The 18210-nt window shown below is 61.5% G+C and carries 18 protein-coding genes and 2 riboswitches; of the genes, 12 read left to right on the forward strand and 6 right to left on the reverse strand.

The annotated features are described in order from the left end of the window. The first annotated feature begins 182 nt into the window (after window positions 1-182). The 10 genes from BUC40_RS14010 to BUC40_RS14055 all read left to right on the forward strand — a co-directional run bounded on the left by BUC40_RS14010 (window position 183) and on the right by BUC40_RS14055 (window position 10157). The gene (locus BUC40_RS14010) at window positions 183-452 is read left to right on the forward strand and encodes a hypothetical protein (protein ID WP_073266736.1); all 270 of its coding nucleotides are present in this window, start codon (window positions 183-185) and stop codon (window positions 450-452) included. A gap of 321 nt (window positions 453-773) precedes the next feature. Then, window positions 774-2141 carry a Na+/H+ antiporter NhaA gene (gene nhaA, locus BUC40_RS14015; protein WP_073266738.1) on the forward strand — a complete coding sequence of 456 codons (1368 nt, stop codon included), beginning with the start codon at window positions 774-776 and terminating at the stop codon, window positions 2139-2141. 149 nt (window positions 2142-2290) lie between these two features. Beyond that, window positions 2291-2456, forward strand: a riboswitch (yybP-ykoY riboswitch). A 4-nt stretch (window positions 2457-2460) separates the two neighbouring features. Then, the gene (gene mntP, locus BUC40_RS14020) at window positions 2461-3024 is read left to right on the forward strand and encodes a manganese efflux pump MntP (protein ID WP_073266740.1); all 564 of its coding nucleotides are present in this window, start codon (window positions 2461-2463) and stop codon (window positions 3022-3024) included. A 366-nt stretch (window positions 3025-3390) separates the two neighbouring features. After that, window positions 3391-3586: riboswitch (cobalamin riboswitch) on the forward strand. Between the two features lie 173 nt (window positions 3587-3759). Further along, window positions 3760-4776 (forward strand): ABC transporter substrate-binding protein, encoded by a 1017-nt coding sequence (locus tag BUC40_RS14025; protein ID WP_073266742.1) that lies wholly within the window; start codon window positions 3760-3762, stop codon window positions 4774-4776. After that, complete coding sequence (locus BUC40_RS14030) at window positions 4773-5807, forward strand: FecCD family ABC transporter permease (RefSeq protein WP_073266744.1); 1035 nt, start codon at window positions 4773-4775, stop codon at window positions 5805-5807. Before BUC40_RS14025 ends, BUC40_RS14030 begins: the two co-directional genes overlap by 4 nt. Then, window positions 5804-6571 (forward strand): ABC transporter ATP-binding protein, encoded by a 768-nt coding sequence (locus BUC40_RS14035; protein WP_073266746.1) that lies wholly within the window; start codon window positions 5804-5806, stop codon window positions 6569-6571. The genes BUC40_RS14030 and BUC40_RS14035 overlap by 4 nt, the downstream gene beginning before the upstream one ends. A 14-nt stretch (window positions 6572-6585) precedes the next feature. Then, a complete protein-coding gene (locus BUC40_RS14040) occupies window positions 6586-7017 on the forward strand; it encodes a pseudoazurin (RefSeq protein WP_073266747.1) in 432 nt (143 codons plus the stop codon). A gap of 111 nt (window positions 7018-7128) precedes the next feature. After that, window positions 7129-8223: an ABC transporter substrate-binding protein gene (locus BUC40_RS14045; RefSeq protein ID WP_073266750.1), complete on the forward strand. Its 1095-nt coding sequence runs from the start codon at window positions 7129-7131 to the stop codon at window positions 8221-8223. Window positions 8224-8521: 298 nt separating this feature from the next. Further along, entirely contained in the window at window positions 8522-9745 is a 1224-nt protein-coding gene (locus BUC40_RS14050) for an MFS transporter (protein WP_073266752.1), read from the forward strand. A gap of 25 nt (window positions 9746-9770) precedes the next feature. Then, window positions 9771-10157 carry a hypothetical protein gene (locus BUC40_RS14055; protein ID WP_244160653.1) on the forward strand — a complete coding sequence of 129 codons (387 nt, stop codon included), beginning with the start codon at window positions 9771-9773 and terminating at the stop codon, window positions 10155-10157. A gap of 11 nt (window positions 10158-10168) precedes the next feature. Here BUC40_RS14055 and BUC40_RS14060 read toward each other — a convergent pair whose 3' ends face one another. The 3 genes from BUC40_RS14060 to BUC40_RS14070 all read right to left on the reverse strand — a co-directional run bounded on the left by BUC40_RS14060 (window position 10169) and on the right by BUC40_RS14070 (window position 13343). Continuing rightward, on the reverse strand, window positions 10169-11305 hold the full coding sequence (locus BUC40_RS14060) for a mechanosensitive ion channel family protein (RefSeq protein ID WP_073266754.1): 1137 nt from the start codon (window positions 11303-11305) through the stop codon (window positions 10169-10171). 423 nt (window positions 11306-11728) lie between these two features. Next, window positions 11729-12136, reverse strand: a complete 408-nt coding sequence (locus BUC40_RS14065) for a hypothetical protein (RefSeq protein ID WP_073266756.1) — start codon at window positions 12134-12136, stop codon at window positions 11729-11731. 202 nt (window positions 12137-12338) lie between these two features. After that, window positions 12339-13343 carry an NADP-dependent oxidoreductase gene (locus BUC40_RS14070; protein ID WP_073266758.1) on the reverse strand — a complete coding sequence of 335 codons (1005 nt, stop codon included), beginning with the start codon at window positions 13341-13343 and terminating at the stop codon, window positions 12339-12341. Window positions 13344-13537: 194 nt separating this feature from the next. Between BUC40_RS14070 and BUC40_RS14075 the strand changes: the two genes are divergently transcribed. Next, the gene (locus tag BUC40_RS14075; RefSeq protein ID WP_073266760.1) at window positions 13538-14437 is read left to right on the forward strand and encodes a bile acid:sodium symporter family protein; all 900 of its coding nucleotides are present in this window, start codon (window positions 13538-13540) and stop codon (window positions 14435-14437) included. A gap of 153 nt (window positions 14438-14590) precedes the next feature. Here the strand turns inward: BUC40_RS14075 and BUC40_RS14080 are convergent, their stop codons facing one another. The 3 genes from BUC40_RS14080 to BUC40_RS14090 all read right to left on the reverse strand — a co-directional run bounded on the left by BUC40_RS14080 (window position 14591) and on the right by BUC40_RS14090 (window position 16942). Continuing rightward, complete coding sequence (locus tag BUC40_RS14080; protein WP_073266762.1) at window positions 14591-15784, reverse strand: benzoate/H(+) symporter BenE family transporter; 1194 nt, start codon at window positions 15782-15784, stop codon at window positions 14591-14593. After that, complete coding sequence (locus BUC40_RS14085; protein WP_073266764.1) at window positions 15784-16398, reverse strand: LysE family translocator; 615 nt, start codon at window positions 16396-16398, stop codon at window positions 15784-15786. The genes BUC40_RS14080 and BUC40_RS14085 overlap by 1 nt, the downstream gene beginning before the upstream one ends. A gap of 97 nt (window positions 16399-16495) precedes the next feature. Next, a complete protein-coding gene (locus BUC40_RS14090) occupies window positions 16496-16942 on the reverse strand; it encodes a MarR family winged helix-turn-helix transcriptional regulator (protein ID WP_073266766.1) in 447 nt (148 codons plus the stop codon). Window positions 16943-17023: 81 nt separating this feature from the next. Here BUC40_RS14090 and BUC40_RS14095 point away from each other — a divergent pair, with 81 nt between their 5' ends. Beyond that, a complete protein-coding gene (locus tag BUC40_RS14095; protein ID WP_073266768.1) occupies window positions 17024-18190 on the forward strand; it encodes an aminotransferase-like domain-containing protein in 1167 nt (388 codons plus the stop codon). Window positions 18191-18210 lie beyond the last annotated feature (20 nt).

Consider the following 18210-nt stretch of genomic DNA (forward strand, 5'->3'; position numbering starts at 1 on the left):
GGCACAGCAGCGCTATGCAGCTATCGCCAGTGGATTTTGAAAAGCGCTATTTCCAGAGCTTGGAAAGTGTCTAGGAAAGCCGGGGCGATTCACCTTTCGATCCGAATAGTCGGAGTGCCATTTCCCGAGTTGCCAGGTAATGACGTAGGATCGCAGCGTGACGGACGGTGTGGGAGGCAACGATGCTCATCCACAACAACTGGGTTGGTGACGTAATGTTCTGGATCTTTTTGGCGGCGCTGGGAGCGCTAGCGTTTCGCGTGCTCTACCTGTTCTTCACATCGGGGAAACGTAAGCGCTCCAGCAAACGCGACGCTGGCGAGTCCTCCGGCTCGGGAGGCACCAGCGGCGCCATGATCAGTAACGACAGCGTGTATGGGGATTCCTGTGGTGGTCACGGTGGAGGCGACTGCGGCGGTGGGGGCGACGGTGGTGGAGGGAGCGGCGACTGAACCAGGCGCCGCAAGTATCAGCGCTCCAGTGCATCATCTCCCGCGAGTGGACGTGTATCAAAACCGGGCACTGATGCGATAGGCGCATCGATGGGGCGCCGGGCTCAGGCAATTCCAAGTAGGTAATAAAGCTAAGAGCGCCCCCAAATGCATCCAATTTTTGAGTGGCGCGCGCCAGCGAAAAAATGCGCAGAGCAGAGGCCTGAAAGGCTGGTGCCTGGCCTGATCACCTGTGTAGGATGGCGGCCGGGTGTTAGCCACATGGTGCGGTGATACAGGTTAGTTGCGTTGGTCGGGCCGCCGCGCGGAGCTCGCTCGCCCATGAAATCACGCCCGTCTTTTCAGGATATTCCTCGTGCCCAGCGTTTGGCCGAGCATACCTTCACTTGCATTCGCAGTCTTTTGCATCGCGAAGCCTTCAGTGGTGTAGTGCTGCTCTTGGCCACTGCCGTCGCGTTGATCTGGGCTAATTCGTCCTACGCCGACAGTTACCACGCGCTCTGGCATGCATCCGTATCATTCGGCTTCGGCAGCTTCGAGTTTTCCCAGCCCCTGCATTTTTGGATCAACGACGGCTTGATGACCCTGTTCTTTCTGGTCGTCGGTATGGAGATTCGCCGCGAGATGCATGAGGGTGCCCTGGCCGATCTGCGCCAGGCGTCATTGCCTATCGCCGCTGCCTGCGGTGGCGTGATCATGCCCGCCCTTATTTACGCCAGCCTCAATCTTAATGGCGCCGGTTTGCATGGCTGGGCGATCCCGGCCGCCACCGATATCGCCTTCGCGGTAGGCCTGCTGGCCTTGCTGGGCAAGGGGATTCCTTCCGGCGTGCGCATCTTTCTGCTGACCCTGGCGGTGATCGACGACGTGATCGCGGTGATCTTGATCGCCTTGTTCTATTCGGACGGCCTCAACTACAGCGGCTTTGCCTTGGCCGGCGTCGGCGCGCTGGCGGTGCTGGGTTTGCAGCGCATAGGCATCGGTTCGGCCTTCGCCTATGTGCTGCCGGGCGCACTGATGTGGGGCGGCCTGCTGGTGACCGGTGCGCACCCGACGCTTGCCGGGGTGGTTCTTGGCCTGATGACGCCGGTGATGTGCCTGCCGACTCGTGAATTGCCGCGCGCTGCGGTGGGGCGGATCGCCCGAGAACTCGAAGATGATCGCGGCACCGCCGTGGCGTCCAACGAGGCTGCACAGTCGCTGCGCGAGTTGCGCCTGGCCCAGCGTGAGGTGCTGCCACCAGTGGTGCGCGTGCAACTGGCGCTGCATCCGTGGGTCACCTTTGGCTTGATGCCGCTGTTCGCGCTGGCCAACGCCGGTGTGAGCCTGAGCGGTACCGATCTGTCGTCAGCTACCTCGCATTGGGTGATGGCGGGCGTCGCGGTGGCGCTGCTGGTCGGCAAGCCCCTCGGAGTGGTTAGCTTCAGCTGGTTGATGGTCAAACTTGGCCTGTGCCGCCTGCCGGCCGATATGTCGTGGCGCGGCGTCGCGCTGACCGGCCTGCTCGCCGGGATCGGTTTCACCATGTCGATATTCATCGCTAATCTGGCATTCAGCGACGCCAATCTGTTGGCTGCTGCAAAGCTAGGCGTGCTGCTCGGCTCGCTGGCTTCTGCGATAGTGGGGCTGACCTGGGGCATAATTTACGTCCGGCGCTTACGTGCAGAGGCGGTTGGCAGTGCGACTTGAACCTCAAGCTCGCCCAGCGTCAGTGCTGTGGCTAGCTGATCCGGCTGACGCTACTCGCATGCATCTGTGCAGCGCGGTGGCCTATCGATTGTTGATTCTCGCATAGAGAAAATGGTTTTTTCGGCCCGTACTTTTGGGTAAAGTGCGGGCCTCTTTGGGGAGTAGCCTGCTGCCAAGTTCGCTCGGCAGCGTTCGTATCAACATTCTCGGCAGCAGCCGTGGTACGAACACCTTTCGGTTGGTGAGACCAATGACAGATACGTGCCTAAGTCGGGCGCGTGTATCCGTCATTGACTCATAGCCCGACCGAGACGTAACCGTGAGCCTCCTATCCCTCGTTTTCCTGGCATTCGCCATGTCTACCGATGCTTTTGCCGCTGCTGTCGGCAAGGGCGCTTCGCTGCATAAACCTCGTTTTCTCGATGCACTGCGCACCGGGCTTATTTTTGGTGTGATCGAAGCCATTACCCCGATCATCGGCTGGTTTATCGGCCAGGCCGCGACCAGCTTCGTCGCGGAGTGGGATCACTGGATCGCCTTCACACTGTTGCTGCTGCTCGGTGGGCACATGATCTACGCAGGCCTGCGACCTGAGGCTGACGATGCCGAAGACAAACCCAAATCCCATTCCTTCTGGGTGCTCGCCACCACTGCGTTTGCCACCAGCATCGATGCACTGGCGGTTGGGGTTGGCCTGGCGTTCGTCGACGTGAATATCTGGATTGCCGCACTGGCCATCGGCCTGGCGACCATGACCATGGCCACCATCGGCGTCATGGTCGGCCGACTGATTGGCACCGCGATTGGCCGAAAGGCCGAAATCCTTGGCGGCGTGGTACTGATCGGCGTAGGCGCAGCGATTCTCTACGAGCACACGATGTAAGACTTATCTGCGCGCCTACGACATGCCGCGGAAAGGAAATATGGATGGGTGACTGCCGGTCGGTAGCCAGAGCACGCCGATCAGCTACCAGATTGTCTACACATCGCTATAACTGAGTCCGTAAGCTCCTGCAGCGAACGCGTTGCAGAGGCTTTTTCCTATGAGCCGTACTCACCTTTGGCGTGGCGCGATCCCCATTACTGGCTGCTTTTAGTAAGCAGGGCGCCGCTATTGACGGGAACCTGAATGCGCTTGCTAATTTGTTATGTTGTAACAATAATGAGTGAGCTTTTTATATGGCGCGATTGGTCCTGAGCAAAGAAATGCGCGCGCTCGGACAAAGCGCTGCAGGCGGCTTACTTAATCGTTTAAGATGCCGCCGCCGGTTTCCGCGAGGAATTAATAGGGAATCCGTCGCCGCCTCTGGTGGCCAAACGGAACTGCCCCCGCAACTGTAGGTACCGAGCAGCGCTGCATTCGTGTCACTGGAATCGCTTCCGGGAAGGCCGCGGCGCTGTATGGACGTACCAGTCAGGAGACCTGCCGGCATGGGTCTGATCCGCGTTTGGTCGTGGGCAAGAGCCAGTAATCGAACCAGCCGGCGGGGTGTCCGGGAGGGGGCATCCGTGTTCACTTCCCGAAGGGGACAGGTGCGGCCATGGCCGCGCAGCGTGATGTGTTCTCCAGCCTACGCACCTCCGTTTATGCGTATTTGTTGATTAGGAGATCACCCGCATGTTCGTGTCCCGCCTTGCCGTTTTTGGCGCTGCTCTGGGCCTGTCTTCCCTGGCGCTGGCTGCTAACCCGACGCACTACCCACTGACCCTGGAAAACTGTGGCCAGCAACTGACTTTTGCTGCAGCCCCCAGCAACGCTGTTACCATTGGCCAGGCGGGCACCGAAATTCTCTATTCGCTGGGTCTGGGCGAGCGCATGGCTGGCACTTCGCTGTGGTTCAGCCACGTGCTGCCCGAGTTCGAGGCACAGAACGCCAAGGTGCCGCGCTTGGCCGATAACGACCCGAGCTTCGAATCGGTGATCAACAAGCGCCCTGGCCTGGTGGCCGTACAGTTCGAATGGATGGTCGGTGAGCAGGGGGTGGTGGGCACGCGCAAGCAGTTTCACGACCTGAGCATTCCGACCTACATCATGCCGACCGACTGCGAAGGCAAGGACAATCTGGTTGGCTCCGACGGCACCCGCCTGCAGCCATTCCAGATCGACAGCCTGTACAAAAGCATCCGCCAACTGGCGGCGATTTTCGATGTGCAGGACAAAGGCGATGCGCTGGTCAACGATCTGCAAGCGCGCCTGGGAGAGGCCGTCGCCGATGCCGAGCAGCGCAAGGCCAGGGATATCTCCGCGCTGTTCTGGTTCTCCAGCCCCGATATGGAGCTCGACCCTTACGTGGCTGGCCAGAAGGGCGTGGCCGATTACATGATGAAGTCGCTGGGCCTGCGTAACGTGGTCGAGTCCAGCGAAGAGTGGCCGACGGTCGGCTGGGAAACCCTGGCCAAGGCCAACCCGAGCGTCCTGGTGCTGGCACGCATGGATCGTCGCCGCTTTCCTGCCGACGACGTGGAAAAGAAGCTCGAATTCCTGCGTAACGACCCGGTCGCCAAACACATGGATGCCGTCAAGAACGGCCGTATCGTGATCATCGATGCCGACGGCATGCAGGCCTCGCTGCGCATGATCAGTGGCATCGAAACCCTGGCCAAGGCCGTAGACGGGTTCGATATCAAACGATGATCACGCGTGGCTCTCGTCTGTTGCTGCTGACCGTCGCCTGCCTGCTGTTGCTGGGTGTGGCGGTGATCGCCGGCGTGGCGCTCGGGGAAACGCAGATCGCGCCCTCGGTGGTCTTTCAGGTGCTGGCCAACAAGCTATTCGGCAGCGGCTTTGCCGTCGATCCGATCGATGAGGGCATCGTCTGGAATTACCGGCTGACGCGCGCCCTGGTCGCGGCGAGCTGTGGCGCCGGGCTGGCGGTTTCAGGCGTGGTGCTGCAGGCGCTGTTGCGTAATCCGCTGGCCGATCCCTACCTGCTGGGTATTTCCGCCGGTGCCTCCACGGGAGCGGTCTCTGTGGCGCTGCTGGGGCTTGGCGCGGGCATGTTGTCGCTATCCATGGGGGCGTTCATCGGCGCTATCGCGGCCTTCGCACTGGTCGCGCTGCTGGCCAGGGCCGCAGGTGGTGGCGCCATCAGCGGCAGCGCGCAGATCATTCTTGCTGGTATCGCGGGCTCGCAGCTGTTCAATGCCATGACCTCGTTTCTGATCACCAAATCGGCCAGCGCCGAGCAGGCACGGGGGATCATGTTCTGGCTGCTCGGCAACCTGAGCGGCGCGGACTGGCACGATGTAGTGCTCGCCGTGCCGGTGGCGCTGGCGGGCGTATTGCTGATCACCTTGCATACCCGGGCGCTGGATGCCTTCACCTTTGGCGCCGAGTCGGCTGCCTCGCTCGGCGTGCCGGTGCGCCGCGTGCAGGCCACGCTGATCGCCGGCACCGCGCTGGTCACCGCGGTGATGGTGTCGATCGTCGGCTCCATCGGCTTTGTCGGCCTGGTGATTCCCCACGCTGCGCGGCTGCTGGTCGGCTCGCGCCATGGTCGGCTGGTGCCGGTTTCGGCGCTGATTGGTGCAGTATTCCTGATCGCTGCCGATGTGCTGTCACGCACCGCGATCAAGGGCCAGGTATTGCCGATCGGCGTGGTCACGGCCCTGGTCGGCGCGCCTGCTTTTGCGGTGATCTTGATACGAGGGAGGCGAGTGCGATGAACGCCGTGCTGCAATGCAACGAGCTCGGTTGGTCGGTGAAAGGCCGCGCCATCGTTGCGGGTGTCGATCTGCAGGTGCATCAGGGTGAAACCCTGGGACTGATCGGCCCGAATGGCTCGGGAAAATCGACCCTGCTCAAGCTGCTCTCGGGTATTCGATCACCGGGCAGTGGCCAGGTGCACCTGCATGGCAAGCCCCTGACCAGCCTAAGCCGCCGCGAAGTGGCTCGGCAGCTGGCGTTCGTCGAGCAGCAGGCCGACACCAGCGATGCGGTGACGGTACGCGACGCCGTCGAACTGGGACGCACGCCCTGGCTGTCTGCGTTGCAGCCCTGGTCGGCCGATGACCAGCGAATCGTCAAGCAGGCGCTGGTCGACGTGGATATGGCCGACATGGGCGAGCATGCCTGGAGCACCTTGTCCGGTGGTGAGCGCCAGCGCGTGCACATTGCCCGCGCACTGGCGCAGCAACCACAGATTCTGCTGCTCGACGAGCCCACCAATCACCTGGATATCCAGCACCAGCTGTCGATTCTCAACCTGGTGCGGGCGCTGCCGGTCACCACGCTGATCGCCCTGCATGACCTCAACCAGGCGCTGGAATGCGACCGCCTCGGGGTCATGGAACGTGGCCGGCTGGTGGCACTGGGCGAACCCGACGAGGTGCTGACCACCGAACGCCTGCGCGACACTTTCGGCGTGCGCGCCCGCTACCTGACCGACCCGGACGACGGCGCTCGCATCCTGCGCTTCTATCCGGCCTGACACGGACGACTGCCATGCCCATTCGCTACGCCGCCGCTTTGCTGGCCGCCCTGTTCTGCACTGCGGCCCTGGCCGAGGTGCACGAAGTGAAAATGCTCAACCGTGGTGCCGGCGGTGCCATGGTCTACGAGCCGGATTACCTGGCCATCGCGCCGGGCGACACGGTGAAGTTCATCGCCACCCAGCCGAGCCACAACGCCGCCAGCGCGCCGGGCTTGATGCCCGAAGGCGCCGTGCCGTTCAAGGGCAAGATCAACGAAGAGATCGAGGTGAAGTTCGACACGCCGGGCTTATATGGCATTCAGTGCATTCCGCACCTGGCCATGGGCATGGTGATGCTGATTCAGGTGGGTGACAGCCAGGCTAGCGGCGTGCAGATTCCCGCATCGCTGCCGACGCGTGCCAAGCAGCGTTTCGAGCAGATTCTCAGCCGTCTTTCACAATAACGACTGCGTTATTTTAGGCGCGTCACCCGATATAAATGCGAGTTGTTATTATTACTGTCCTCTTCTAGTATGCGCCGGCTTTTCCCTCTAACCGGTCATAACGGAAGACTGATGAACATCATTTCGCAGTTGGCACTACTGGTAACTGCTTCAGCTATTTCCCTCTCCGCGATCGCGGCGCCCAAGCAGATCGAAGACGTGCTGGGCCGTAAGGTCACCATCGAGTCGCCTGCCAAGCGGGTGATGCTTGGTTTTTACTTCGAGGATTACCTGGCCGTATCCGGCGAGCGCGGCGCCAAGGATGTAGTCGGCCTGTCACGTGAGGCGTGGGAGGGCTGGCGGCCATCGAACTGGGCGCTGCACGTCAAACACGACCCGTCCATCAAGGACATTGCCGATGTCGGCGAAGTCGAGGTGCAGAGCTTCTCCATCGAGAAGGTATTGGCCTTGAACCCGGATGTCGTGGTGCTCGCCGACTGGCAGTACAAGGGGCTTGGTGCCGACGCCGAGCGACTGGAAAAGCTCGGCATCCCCGTCGTGGTCGTCGACTACAACGCACAGACCGTCGAGCGCCATGTGGCCAGCACGTTGGTTTTCGGTGAGATCACCGGCCACCAGGCACGCGCCCAGGAAATCGCCGACCTCTACAAAACGGCCATCGAGGATGTACAGAAGCGCATCGCCACTGCCGGCAAGCCGAAGCCGCGCGTCTACGTGGAGTTCGGCAACAAGGGGCCGAGCGAATACAGCTTCACGTACGGCAAGAACATGTGGGGCTCGATGATCGACCTGGCGCAGGGCGACAACATTGCCGCGCCGTTCGTGCAGTGGTGGGGGCCGATTAATCCCGAGCAGGTGTTGGCGTCCAATCCGCAGGTAGTGCTGATTGCCGGTACCGAGTCCACTAAGGTGCCGGGCTCGTTGCTGATCGGTGAGGGCGTCAGCCTGGAGCAGACGCGCGCGACGCTGGCCGGCTTCACCCAGCGCGAGGGCTGGCAGAACCTGGATGCCACCAAGGGCAAACGCCTTTATGGCGTCTACCAGGGCGCCTCGCGCAGCATTACCGACTTCGCGGCGATTCAATACCTGGCGAAGGCGTTCTACCCGGAGCTGTTCAGCGATATCGACCCGGCCGGCAACTACAGGGAGTTCTATCGCAAGTACCTGTCGGTCACGCCAGAAGGCACCTTCTTCACTGGGCTTTGAGGCGTTCGCAGCGATAAAAAAAACCGGGCTGTCGCCCGGTTTTTGTTTCTGAGCGCCTCGCTCAGTAGGTGCGTTTCCGTCCACGTATTGCCGGATTGTGACAGTGCTTATCTGTCGCCGAGGAGCACGTTCAGCACCTATCTGCGGCATAATGCCGAACTTTCAGATCTACGCTCCAAGCCCTCAAATAGCTTGGCTGATCAAGCAGCGGTTGCGCTGGGGCATCTTTCATAAATACCTGTAGAGCCGCTTTGCCGGACATGGCAGATGCCCCGGCCGATGGAGTCGAGCACGTTCAATGCTGAGTATCTGGGCCCGCTTTATCGATCTTTCGCCGGCTGCACGCGTGCTGATCCTCAACGGTCTGACGTTCAACTTCGGCTTCTACATGCTGATGCCGTATCTGGCTGGGCATCTGAGCGAAAACCTCGGGTTGGCTGGCTGGGCGGTTGGACTTGTCCTCGGTATTCGCGTGTTCAGCCAGCAGGGGCTGTTCCTACTCGGGGGCTTGCTGGGCGATCGTATCGGTTACCGGCGCGCCATCCTGATTGGCTGCGGGGTGCGTTGTGTGGGGTTCGCGGTATTCGGCTTTTCTGAAAGCCTGACGGTTTTGCTTCTGGCCGCCTGCCTGAGCGGTTTTGCCGGTGCGCTGTTCACGCCTTGCGCGCAAGCCTATCTGGCGGATGAGTGCCAGGACCCACAACTGCGCAAGCAGGCGTTCGCTCTGCACAACATGGCCAGCACCGCCGGTATGCTTATCGGCCCGTTGGCCGGTCTGTTATTTATCAGCGTTGATTTCTCGGTGACCGGCAGCGTATCGGCCGGGCTTTTTCTGGTCATGACGTTGGTGCAGTGGCGCTTTCTGCCCCTCAAGGACCTGGTCTCTGGTGAAGTGCCGGTGACCATGTTGCGCCAGTGCTTGAACATGCTTCAGCAGTGGCCCTTCCTGCGTTTTGCCTTGCTGGCCGCGGCGTATCCGCTGCTGTTCCATCCGCTGTATCTGGCGGTTCCCGCCTACAGCCACGCCTATGGCGGTGGCCAGCAGTGGATTACCCAGGTGTTCGTGATCACCGCTTTGGTTGGCGTGCTGCTGCAGATGCCAATTAGCAGCCTGCGCCAGCGCTGGATGAGCGAAGGACAGAGCATGGGCATCGGCCTGGCCCTGATGTCGGTCAGCTATTGCCTACTGGCCGAGCCGCTTAGCGGCCTGCTGGGCCATCATTTGGCGGTGCAACTGATGGCGGGCCTGTTCAGCCTTGGCAGTCTCATGGTATTGCCGCTGCTGTCGGCTCACGTGCCGCACTACGCGCGGCGCGGCCAGCTGGCGGCCTACTATGGATTCTTCGCTGGCGTGGGTGGCTTGGTGGCGCTGCTCAGCAACGTGCTGATCGGTCGCTTTCTGCCCGCCGAGCAGGCGCCGCCACAACTCTTGTGGTGGTCATTGAGCGCAATCGGCATCGGCGCTGCGGTCGGGCTCGCGTGGCATATGGGGCGCCTAGCCCCGCCTGGGACGCAGTCATGAACTCAGTGCAAGCGAGGTGTGCAGTGTGCGCAGTATCAAGCTAGCGGCCTGTCTGTTACTCATGATGCAGGCCTTGCCGAGCCACGCCGCCTTTACGCTGCCCGGTGATGCCATGCGCTGCACCCGTAGCGCGACGCTGCTCAATTGCACGGACCGCTTCGGTAACCACTACGGCATCGTCCAGCGGGGCAACGACACCCTGATGCGGGGCTTCGACGTGATCAGCAGGCTGAGCTGGGCGCAGACCAGCACCACCTACGGCCGTTTGCAGATATTTACCGGGGTGAGCGCCGACGGCCAGGTGTGGTTCGGTTCCAGCCGGCGCATCGGCTGGAATGTGGTCAGCCGGTTGTCCAGCTCCCAGGGCGAGCGCGACCGGGTCAACTGCAACCGCCTGAACGGCTGCCGCTGACTCAAGCGCAATCAGCTGAAACGCGGCAGGCGCTGGTCCTGATCGTTCGCTTCAGGTTCGGCCTGCTGTGGCACACCTGCAACTTTAAGCGTCGGCATACGCTCGCCGACCAGGCGCAGATCACGGCGTGGCAGGGCGAAGCGTACATCCAGTTCGCGTAGCGCATCGAGCAACTGCAGATTGATCTCCTGCTGGATGTCCATGTACTGGTTGTAGTCCGAGCTCTGCACGATATACACCACCTCGAAGGTCAGCTGGCTCTCGTCAAAACCCAGGAAATGCGCGCGGTCGAATTTGGTTTGTGGGGTGGCGCGAATGATGTCGCCAACCCGCTCCGAAACCTGGCGAACCTTGTCGCTCGGCGTGTCGTAGCTGATGCCGAACTTGAACACGATGCGCCGGGTGTCCATGCGCTTGTAGTTGTGCACGATCTGGCGCAGCAGGTCGGCGTTGGCGCAGACCACCTGCTCGCCGCTGAGGCTGCGGATGCGTGTGGTCTTCAGGCCGATATGCTCGATGCTGCCAGCCACTTCGCCGAAGACAACGAAGTCGCCGATCTCGAAGGGCTTGTCGACGCCAATCGACAGCGAGGCGAACACATCGCTCAGTACAGTCTGCACCGCTAGCGCCACGGCGATACCACCAACGCCCAGGCTGGCTACCAGCGCGGTGATGTCGACGCCCAGGTTGGCGAGGATCGACAGCAGCATCACCGACCAGACGACGATCAGCACCATGATGCTGATGATGGTGGTCATCACCGGGTTGTAGCCGCTGCCGCCATGTTTGCCGATCACCAGGCTGCGCGACCAGAGGCGCACGCCAGTGTCGACCCACAACGCGATCTGCAACGCCAGGGCCACGAACCAGGTATGGCTGAGGGCCGCCTGCCAGCTGCCGGGCAAATCCGGGAGGCGCAGGGCGAGCAGCAGCGAGAACGCCAAGAGCAATGTGCGGTTTGTGCGCCCAATCACCACAGCGACGAAATGCTGCCAGTTGCCGTCCTGGCCTTTGGACCAGGTGGTGAGCCGTTTGTGAACGATGCCGACCAGCGCGCGCAGCACGGTATAGATAGCGGCAGTCGCGGCCACCACGATGCCGATGGCGATCCATACGTCGCGATCCAACCAGATATTCCACTGTTCCATTCGGGGGGTCTCCTGATAAAGCCGATACAGGTTTCTGTAGGCCTCAGGGCGCAGAAGTTCCGATCAATAGCTTGATGGCGGTATTGCAGGGTGGTTGCTGGCAGTGGTCGCTTGCATGCGTCAGTGTGTCGCACGCTGGCATGTAAATGGCCCGCGGCTGGGCTATTGTATGGCGGTGATCTGATGGCTCTCGCCCGTGTGGCAGGCAGCAGCCTGGTAGTGGTCACTTCACCTGTATAGCCGCAGTTCACGCGGCGTGGGTAACCCTGATGCGGGCACCAAGCCTGTCCGCCTGGAGAGCGATGTGACCTTCTATAGCCTTGATCTGCTGCTGATATTGTTCGTGGTTACCCTGCTGTTCACTGCCTTGCCAATCATTTTGATGCGCAGCTTCTAGCGAGCGTACCTGCTAGCGCCCACGTGCTAGTTGGTGAGTGCTTGGCCCAGCAGCTCGCGAAAGCGCTGGGGCTGCACATCGCGAATCAGCAGCAGCGCACCGACCGTGCGCGCTGGCGTATTGAGCAGTGCATGTGCGGGAATGGCCACAGTCAGCTGCGCTTGCCAGCTCACTATCAGTGCGGTGGGATCGCAATCGGCGGGGAGCAATTCGCTCAGGGAAACCTCGACATCCATCTGCTCTGCGAGCAGTGCCGACTGCATCAGCAGTGCCTCGGCCAGTTCATGCTGCTCGACCGGTGTAGCCGCGTCAAAACGCGACATCCAGTCCATTATCGGTTTACGGCTCAAACCTGACGGGCTGCGTGCACGCTGCACCAGAAAATAGACCGCGCCAACCAGAGCGAGGGTGATCGCGGTAAAAAACAGTTCCATCCTGGCTCCGTCACAAAAGGGCGTGCGGCCCGATGGGGCCACATGGCGGCGAAACTAACCGAACAAGCAGGGCAGGCTCAAGCAGTTTAATGGCGACTGGCCATCTTTGCCGAGTGAAGGTGGCTGTGTGGCCGATTGTGGAGCCGCAGGGGAGGCGCTGTGATGCGTGGGGAAGGGCGGCCTGCTGGCCGCCCTGGTAGCGTTAAACCTTGAGTACCAGCTTGCCGAAGTTCTCGCCCTTGAACAGTTTCAGCAGGGTTTCCGGGAAGGTTTCCAGCTCCTCGACGATATGCTCCTTGGACTTGATCTTGCCCTCGGCCAGCCAACCACCGATTTCCGCGGCAGCGCTGGCGAAGTTGGTCGCGTGGTCCATCACCACGAAGCCTTCCATGCGTGCACGGTTGACGAGCAGCGACAGGTAGTTGGCCGGGCCCTTGACCGCTTCCTTGTTGTTGTACTGACTGATCGCGCCGCAGATGACGATACGTGCCTTAGGTGCCAGGCGGCCGAGTACTGCGTCCAGCGTGTCGCCACCGACGTTATCGAAATACACATCGACGCCTTTCGGGCATTCGCGTTTGAGCGCTTCAGGCAGATCTTCGCTTTTGTAGTCGATGGCGGCATCGAAGCCCAGCTCATCGGTCAGGTAGGCGCATTTCTCCTTGCCGCCGGCGATGCCGATCACGCGGCAGCCTTTGAGTTTGGCGATCTGTCCGGCAATGCTACCCACTGCACCGGCCGCACCGGAGAGCACCACGGTGTCGCCGGCTTTAGGGGCGCCGACATCGAGCAGCGCGAAGTAGGCGGTCATACCGGTCATGCCGAGGGCCGACAGATAAACCGGCAGCGGAGCGCGCGTCGGATCGATCTTGTAGAAACCGCGTGGCTCGCCAAGGAAATAGTCCTGTACGCCAAGCGCGCCGTTGACGTGATCACCTGCTTTGTAATCCGGGTGGTTGGATGCAACGACTTCACCGACGCCTAGCGCACGCATCACGTCGCCCAGACCAACCGGAGCGATATAGGATTTGCCTTCGTTCATCCAGCCGCGCATGGCCGGATCCAGCGACAAGTAGAGGTTCTTGACCAGAATCTGCCCGTTGCCCGGCTCACCGACAGGCTTTTCCACGTAATCGAACGTATCGCGGCTGACCATGCCGCTGGGGCGTTTGGCGAGCAGAAACTGACGGTTGAGCTGAGTGGACATGGGTAGCCTCCGATGAAATAAGCTGTGGTGATAATCCTCGGCTAGCGATTGGACAAGGATGTCGCAGTGGCCGAATGTTTACCGATCCATTGAACTGATGGGGCAAGGTTAGCCGGCGCATTCGCACGCGAAGCGGCAATTGCCCGCTACAGTGTGGATCACGATCATGGAAGTCTGACCACATCGAGGTAGCGATGACTGCAAGTCCTTTGCTGAGTGTGTTTCTTCCCCTGGCCCTGGGCATCATCATGCTCGGCCTGGGTTTGTCCCTGACCCTGGCGGATTTCGCCCGGGTGGTGAAGTACCCCAAGCCGGTGCTGATCGGGCTGTTCTGCCAGTTGCTGCTATTGCCGGTGGCGTGTTTCTTCATGGTTCAGGCGTTCGGCCTGGCGCCCGCCCTGGCGGTGGGCATGATGCTGCTTGCGGCCTCACCTGGCGGCACCTCGGCCAACCTCTACAGCCACCTGGCCCATGGCGACGTGGCGCTGAACATCACCCTGACCGCGGTGAACTCGGTGGTCGCGGTGCTGACAATGCCCTTTATCGTCAACCTGTCGCTGGCTTACTTCATGGACGGTGATCAGGCGATCCCGCTGCAGTTCGCCAAGGTGGTGCAGGTGTTCGCCATCGTGCTGGGGCCGGTCGCCATCGGCATGTTCCTGCGCAGCCGCTTTCCCGGTTTTGCCCAGCGCATGGAAAACCCGGTGAAAATCATCTCGGCACTGTTCCTGCTGCTGATCATCATCCTGGCGCTGGTCAAGGATTGGCAGACGGTGCTTGATTACGCCCCGGTGGTGGGCGCCGCAGCGCTGACGTTCAATCTGCTGAGCCTGGCGGTGGGCTACTTCGTGCCGCGCCTGCTCAAGCTCAGCTTGCGCCAAGCTATCGCCATCGGCATGGAGATCGGCATCCACAATGGCACCCTGGCCATCGCCCTGGCGCTGAGCCCCGTACTGCTCAACAACAGCACCATGGCGATTCCCGCGGCGCTGTACAGCATCATCATGTTCTTCACCGCCGCGGCGTTCGGTTGGTGGGTGAACGCGGCGCATGGCAAACAGCTGAAGGCCGAGGGCGGAGATGTCGCCGGGTAGCGACTGATTCAAGGTCGAAGCGGACGGTGAACGGAGCTTTCGTGGGAGAGGCTTTGGCCTCGATGGATTAGACAGTTCGGGGCTAAAGCGGATCGCCGCCCGGCCCCTCTCACAAGATCGCTAACGGGCGGTATCGCCAAATATCAATGGCCCTTAGGCCTCGCGTTTTCCCGCATTGAGCAGCACCAGCGTCAGCAAGCCCGCCACGATGCCCCAAAATGCCGAACCGACCCCGAACAAGCTCATCCCCGAAGCAGTAACGAGAAATGTGATCAGCGCCGCTTCGCGTTCCTTGGGCTCGCTCATGGCCTGAGTCAGCCCGCCGATGATCGAGGCGAACAGGGCAAGGGCTGCTACAGACAGAATCAGTGCCTTGGGCAGAGCTGCGAACAGCGCGGCGAGGGTGGCGCCCAACAGCCCGGCGATGCCGTAGAAGATGCCGCACCAGACTGCTGCGGTGTAGCGCTTCTGAGGATCCTCATGGGCTTCCGGGCCGGCGCAGATCGCCGCGCTGATCGCGGCCATATGGATGCCGTGAGAGCCGAAGGGCGCCATCACGATCGATACCAGGCTGGTGGTGTTGAGCAGTGGTGAGGCAGGTACGTCATAGCCATTGGCGCGCAGCACCGCCATGCCGGGCAGGTTCTGCGAGGCCATGGCGACGATGAACAGCGGAATGCCGATGCTGATCGCCGCCGCGAGGGAAAAGCTCGGCGTGGTCCACTCCGGTGTCGCCAGTTGCAGCTCGAACTCGGAGAAATTCATCAACCCCAGCCCGCCGGCCAATACACAGCCAACGATTAATGCTGCCAGCACGGCGTATCGCGGCAGCAAGCGTTTACCCAGCAGATAAGCGAGCAGCATGGCGATCACCAACAATGGCTGCTGCTCGGCTGCGACGCAGATTTCCAGGGCAATCTTGAACAGCACACCGGCCAGTAACGCCGCGGCGATGGAGCCGGGAATGCGCCGCATGATGCGGTCGAAGCTACCGGTCAGGCCACAAATCAGAATCAGCGCAGAGCAGAGGATGTAGGCACCAATTGCCTCGCTGTAAGGCACGCCAGGCAGGCTGGTGATCAGCAGCGCCGCACCGGGCGTCGACCAGGCGACCATCACCGGTGCACGGTAGCGTAGCGACAAGCCGATGCAGGTCACGGCCATGCCAATCGACAGCGCCCAGATCCACGAGGAAATCTGCCCGGCACTGAGCCCGGCTGCCTGGCCGGCCTGGAACATCAGCACCAGGGAGCTGGTGTAGCCAGTGAGCATGCCGACGAAGCCCGCGACTACGGCGGAGGTAGAAGTATCGGCCAGTGGGCGCAGGCGAGGGCGGCTCTCGAGCATCACACGATTCCTTTCATGTCGGCAAAGATCGGGTACAGCGAGGCCACCAGCATCACGGCCATGCCGATGTTGAAAGCACGCAGTACGCGAGGGTTACGCAGCCAGTTGCGCAACAGCGAACCTGCCACCGTCCACAGCCCCACGCTCGGGCAGTTGACCAGCGCGAACAGCCCGGCGATCAGCAGCACGTTGACCAGAAAGTTTTCCTGCGGCGTGTAGGTGGTGATGGCGCCGATGGCCATCACCCAGGCCTTGGGATTGACCCACTGAAAGGCGGCAGCCTGGAGAAAGGTGAAGGGCTTGCCGCGTTCACCCGCCGTGCTGTCCGGAGCGCCGGAACCGGCAATCTTCCAGGCCAGATAGAGCAGGTAGGCCGCCCCGACATAGCGCAGCACCGTGTACAGCGCCGGCACTTGTTCGAAGACCTGACCCAGGCCGAACCCTACGCACATCACCAGTACCATGAAACCGAGGCTGATACCGAGCATATGCGGCACGCTGCGGCGCAGCCCGAAGTTCACCCCCGAGGCGAGCAACATCATGTTGTTGGGGCCAGGCGTCACCGAAGTGACGAACGCGAAGGCTACGAAGGCGAGCAGCAGTTCCAGAGTCATGGCGAGTTCTCATTGTTGAGCCGCCACGATAAGCGCTGTCTGGCGCAGCCGTCGCGGTACAGCAGTTGCAATAAGCAGCCGTACAGTTTTGGTAAAATCACTCTGGTAGGCGACCTGTACCGCTAAGCGCCTTGTTCACTGCCAGCCATCCATCGACCGCGTGCTTACCGCTTTCGTCGAAGGCGCGCTGCAGCAGCTTGACCTGCTCGCGGCGCAAGGCCCGCTCAAGCTTGGCGCCTTCGGAGGTCAGGCCGAGCAGGCGTTTGCGCTTGTCGTCCTCGGCCGTGACGCTCTGTGTCAGGTGCATTTCCATCAGCTGGCGCAGCGGGATGCTCAACGCCTGCTTGCTCACGCCCAGGTAGCCGAGCAATTGGGTGACGCTCAAACCCGGATGGCGGGCGATAAAGAACAGGATGCGCTGATGCACCCGCGATAGGCCGCGGCGAGCGAGCATTTCATCGGCCTTGGCGGTGAACGCCTGATAGCCGAAAAAGAACGCTTCCATGGCTGCTTGCTGAGAGGCTGAATTTTTAAGGTCAATCATGTTGACGTATATGTCTCGGGCGTCGTACTTTCGGTCAACCAGTTTGACTTAATTTTCGCGACTTATCACCCGGTGACCTCCATGGCCTTCTCCGAACGCATCACCCGCCTGAAAAGCTCCCTGATCCGCGAGATCCTCGCGGCCGCCCAGCGCCCGGAAGTGATGTCGTTCGCCGGCGGTCTGCCTGCCGAAGAGATGCTACCTAAGCTCGATTGGTCGCAGATGCCCGCGGGTATGGGCCAGTACGGCATGAGCGAAGGGGAGCCGGCGCTGCGTGAAGCCGTTGCCGCCGAAGCGCGCACACTGGGTGTGTCTTGCGAGGCCAGCCAGGTTCTGATCCTCAGCGGCTCGCAACAGGCGCTGGATCTGGCCAGCAAGCTGTTCATCGACCGGGGTACCAAGGTTCTGCTCGAAGCGCCTACCTACCTGGCCGCGTTGCAGGCTTTCCAGTTGTTCGGCGCGGACTGTATCGCCGTGCCACAAGAGGCTGACGGCCCGCAGCTGCAGGCGCTTGAAGAGCAGCTGGAGCGCCAGCGCCCAGCGTTCGCCTACCTGATCCCTACCTTCCAGAACCCCAGCGCCGTGCGCTACAGCGAAGCAAAGCGCGACGCCGTAGCCGCCTTGTTGGACCGCTATGAAGTGACCTTGATCGAGGACGAGCCTTACCGCGAGCTGGTGTTCGACGCCGGCAGCGCGACGCCCATCGTCAGTCGCCTGCGCAAGGCAAGCTGGATCTACACCGGCACCGTCTCCAAGACGCTGCTGCCGGGATTGCGGGTCGGTTACCTGATCGCCACGCCGGACCTCTATCCGCACCTGCTGCGCCTCAAGCAGTCGGCGGATTTGCACACCAGTCGCGTCGGCCAATGGCAGGCGCTGCAATGGCTGGGCACCGAGCAATATCGCAAGCATCTGGCTGAGTTGCGTGATTTCTATCGTGTGCGACGTGATGCCATGCAGGCGGCGCTCGTCGAACACTTCAGTGAGCTGGCTGACTGGCAGATTCCTCAGGGCGGTCTGTTCTTCTGGCTCAAGCTCAAGCAACCACAGGACACGCGTTTGCTGCTCGATGCGGCGCTGGCACAGAACGTTGCATTCATGCCGGGCGAGCCGTTCTTTATCGACCCGGATTGTGAACCGGGTTACCTGCGGCTGAACTTCAGCCACGTGGCGCCCGAGCGACTCGGCGAAGGGTTGCGCCGGCTGGCAGCGGTGGTGCGTCAGGGAATGGCCGCAGACGCGGCGTGACTATCGGACAAGAGGACGTG

Origin of the sequence: Phytopseudomonas punonensis, from assembly GCF_900142655.1 — a bacterium.
Taxonomy (GTDB): Bacteria; Pseudomonadota; Gammaproteobacteria; order Pseudomonadales; family Pseudomonadaceae; genus Aquipseudomonas; species Aquipseudomonas punonensis.

What these genes read in the sequence shown, in the direction of transcription:
- BUC40_RS14010 (WP_073266736.1), top strand. Translation starts at nt 183, where the DNA reads ATGCTCATCCACAACAACTGGGTTGGTGACGTAATGTTCTGGATCTTT.
- nhaA (WP_073266738.1), top strand. Translation starts at nt 774, where the DNA reads ATGAAATCACGCCCGTCTTTTCAGGATATTCCTCGTGCCCAGCGTTTG.
- BUC40_RS14025 (WP_073266742.1), top strand. Translation starts at nt 3,760, where the DNA reads ATGTTCGTGTCCCGCCTTGCCGTTTTTGGCGCTGCTCTGGGCCTGTCT.
- BUC40_RS14030 (WP_073266744.1), top strand. Translation starts at nt 4,773, where the DNA reads ATGATCACGCGTGGCTCTCGTCTGTTGCTGCTGACCGTCGCCTGCCTG.
- BUC40_RS14035 (WP_073266746.1), top strand. Translation starts at nt 5,804, where the DNA reads ATGAACGCCGTGCTGCAATGCAACGAGCTCGGTTGGTCGGTGAAAGGC.
- BUC40_RS14040 (WP_073266747.1), top strand. Translation starts at nt 6,586, where the DNA reads ATGCCCATTCGCTACGCCGCCGCTTTGCTGGCCGCCCTGTTCTGCACT.
- BUC40_RS14045 (WP_073266750.1), top strand. Translation starts at nt 7,129, where the DNA reads ATGAACATCATTTCGCAGTTGGCACTACTGGTAACTGCTTCAGCTATT.
- BUC40_RS14050 (WP_073266752.1), top strand. Translation starts at nt 8,522, where the DNA reads ATGCTGAGTATCTGGGCCCGCTTTATCGATCTTTCGCCGGCTGCACGC.
- BUC40_RS14060 (WP_073266754.1), bottom strand. Translation starts at nt 11,305, where the DNA reads ATGGAACAGTGGAATATCTGGTTGGATCGCGACGTATGGATCGCCATC.
- BUC40_RS14065 (WP_073266756.1), bottom strand. Translation starts at nt 12,136, where the DNA reads ATGGAACTGTTTTTTACCGCGATCACCCTCGCTCTGGTTGGCGCGGTC.
- BUC40_RS14070 (WP_073266758.1), bottom strand. Translation starts at nt 13,343, where the DNA reads ATGTCCACTCAGCTCAACCGTCAGTTTCTGCTCGCCAAACGCCCCAGC.
- BUC40_RS14075 (WP_073266760.1), top strand. Translation starts at nt 13,538, where the DNA reads ATGACTGCAAGTCCTTTGCTGAGTGTGTTTCTTCCCCTGGCCCTGGGC.
- BUC40_RS14080 (WP_073266762.1), bottom strand. Translation starts at nt 15,784, where the DNA reads ATGCTCGAGAGCCGCCCTCGCCTGCGCCCACTGGCCGATACTTCTACC.
- BUC40_RS14085 (WP_073266764.1), bottom strand. Translation starts at nt 16,398, where the DNA reads ATGACTCTGGAACTGCTGCTCGCCTTCGTAGCCTTCGCGTTCGTCACT.
- BUC40_RS14090 (WP_073266766.1), bottom strand. Translation starts at nt 16,942, where the DNA reads ATGATTGACCTTAAAAATTCAGCCTCTCAGCAAGCAGCCATGGAAGCG.
- BUC40_RS14095 (WP_073266768.1), top strand. Translation starts at nt 17,024, where the DNA reads ATGGCCTTCTCCGAACGCATCACCCGCCTGAAAAGCTCCCTGATCCGC.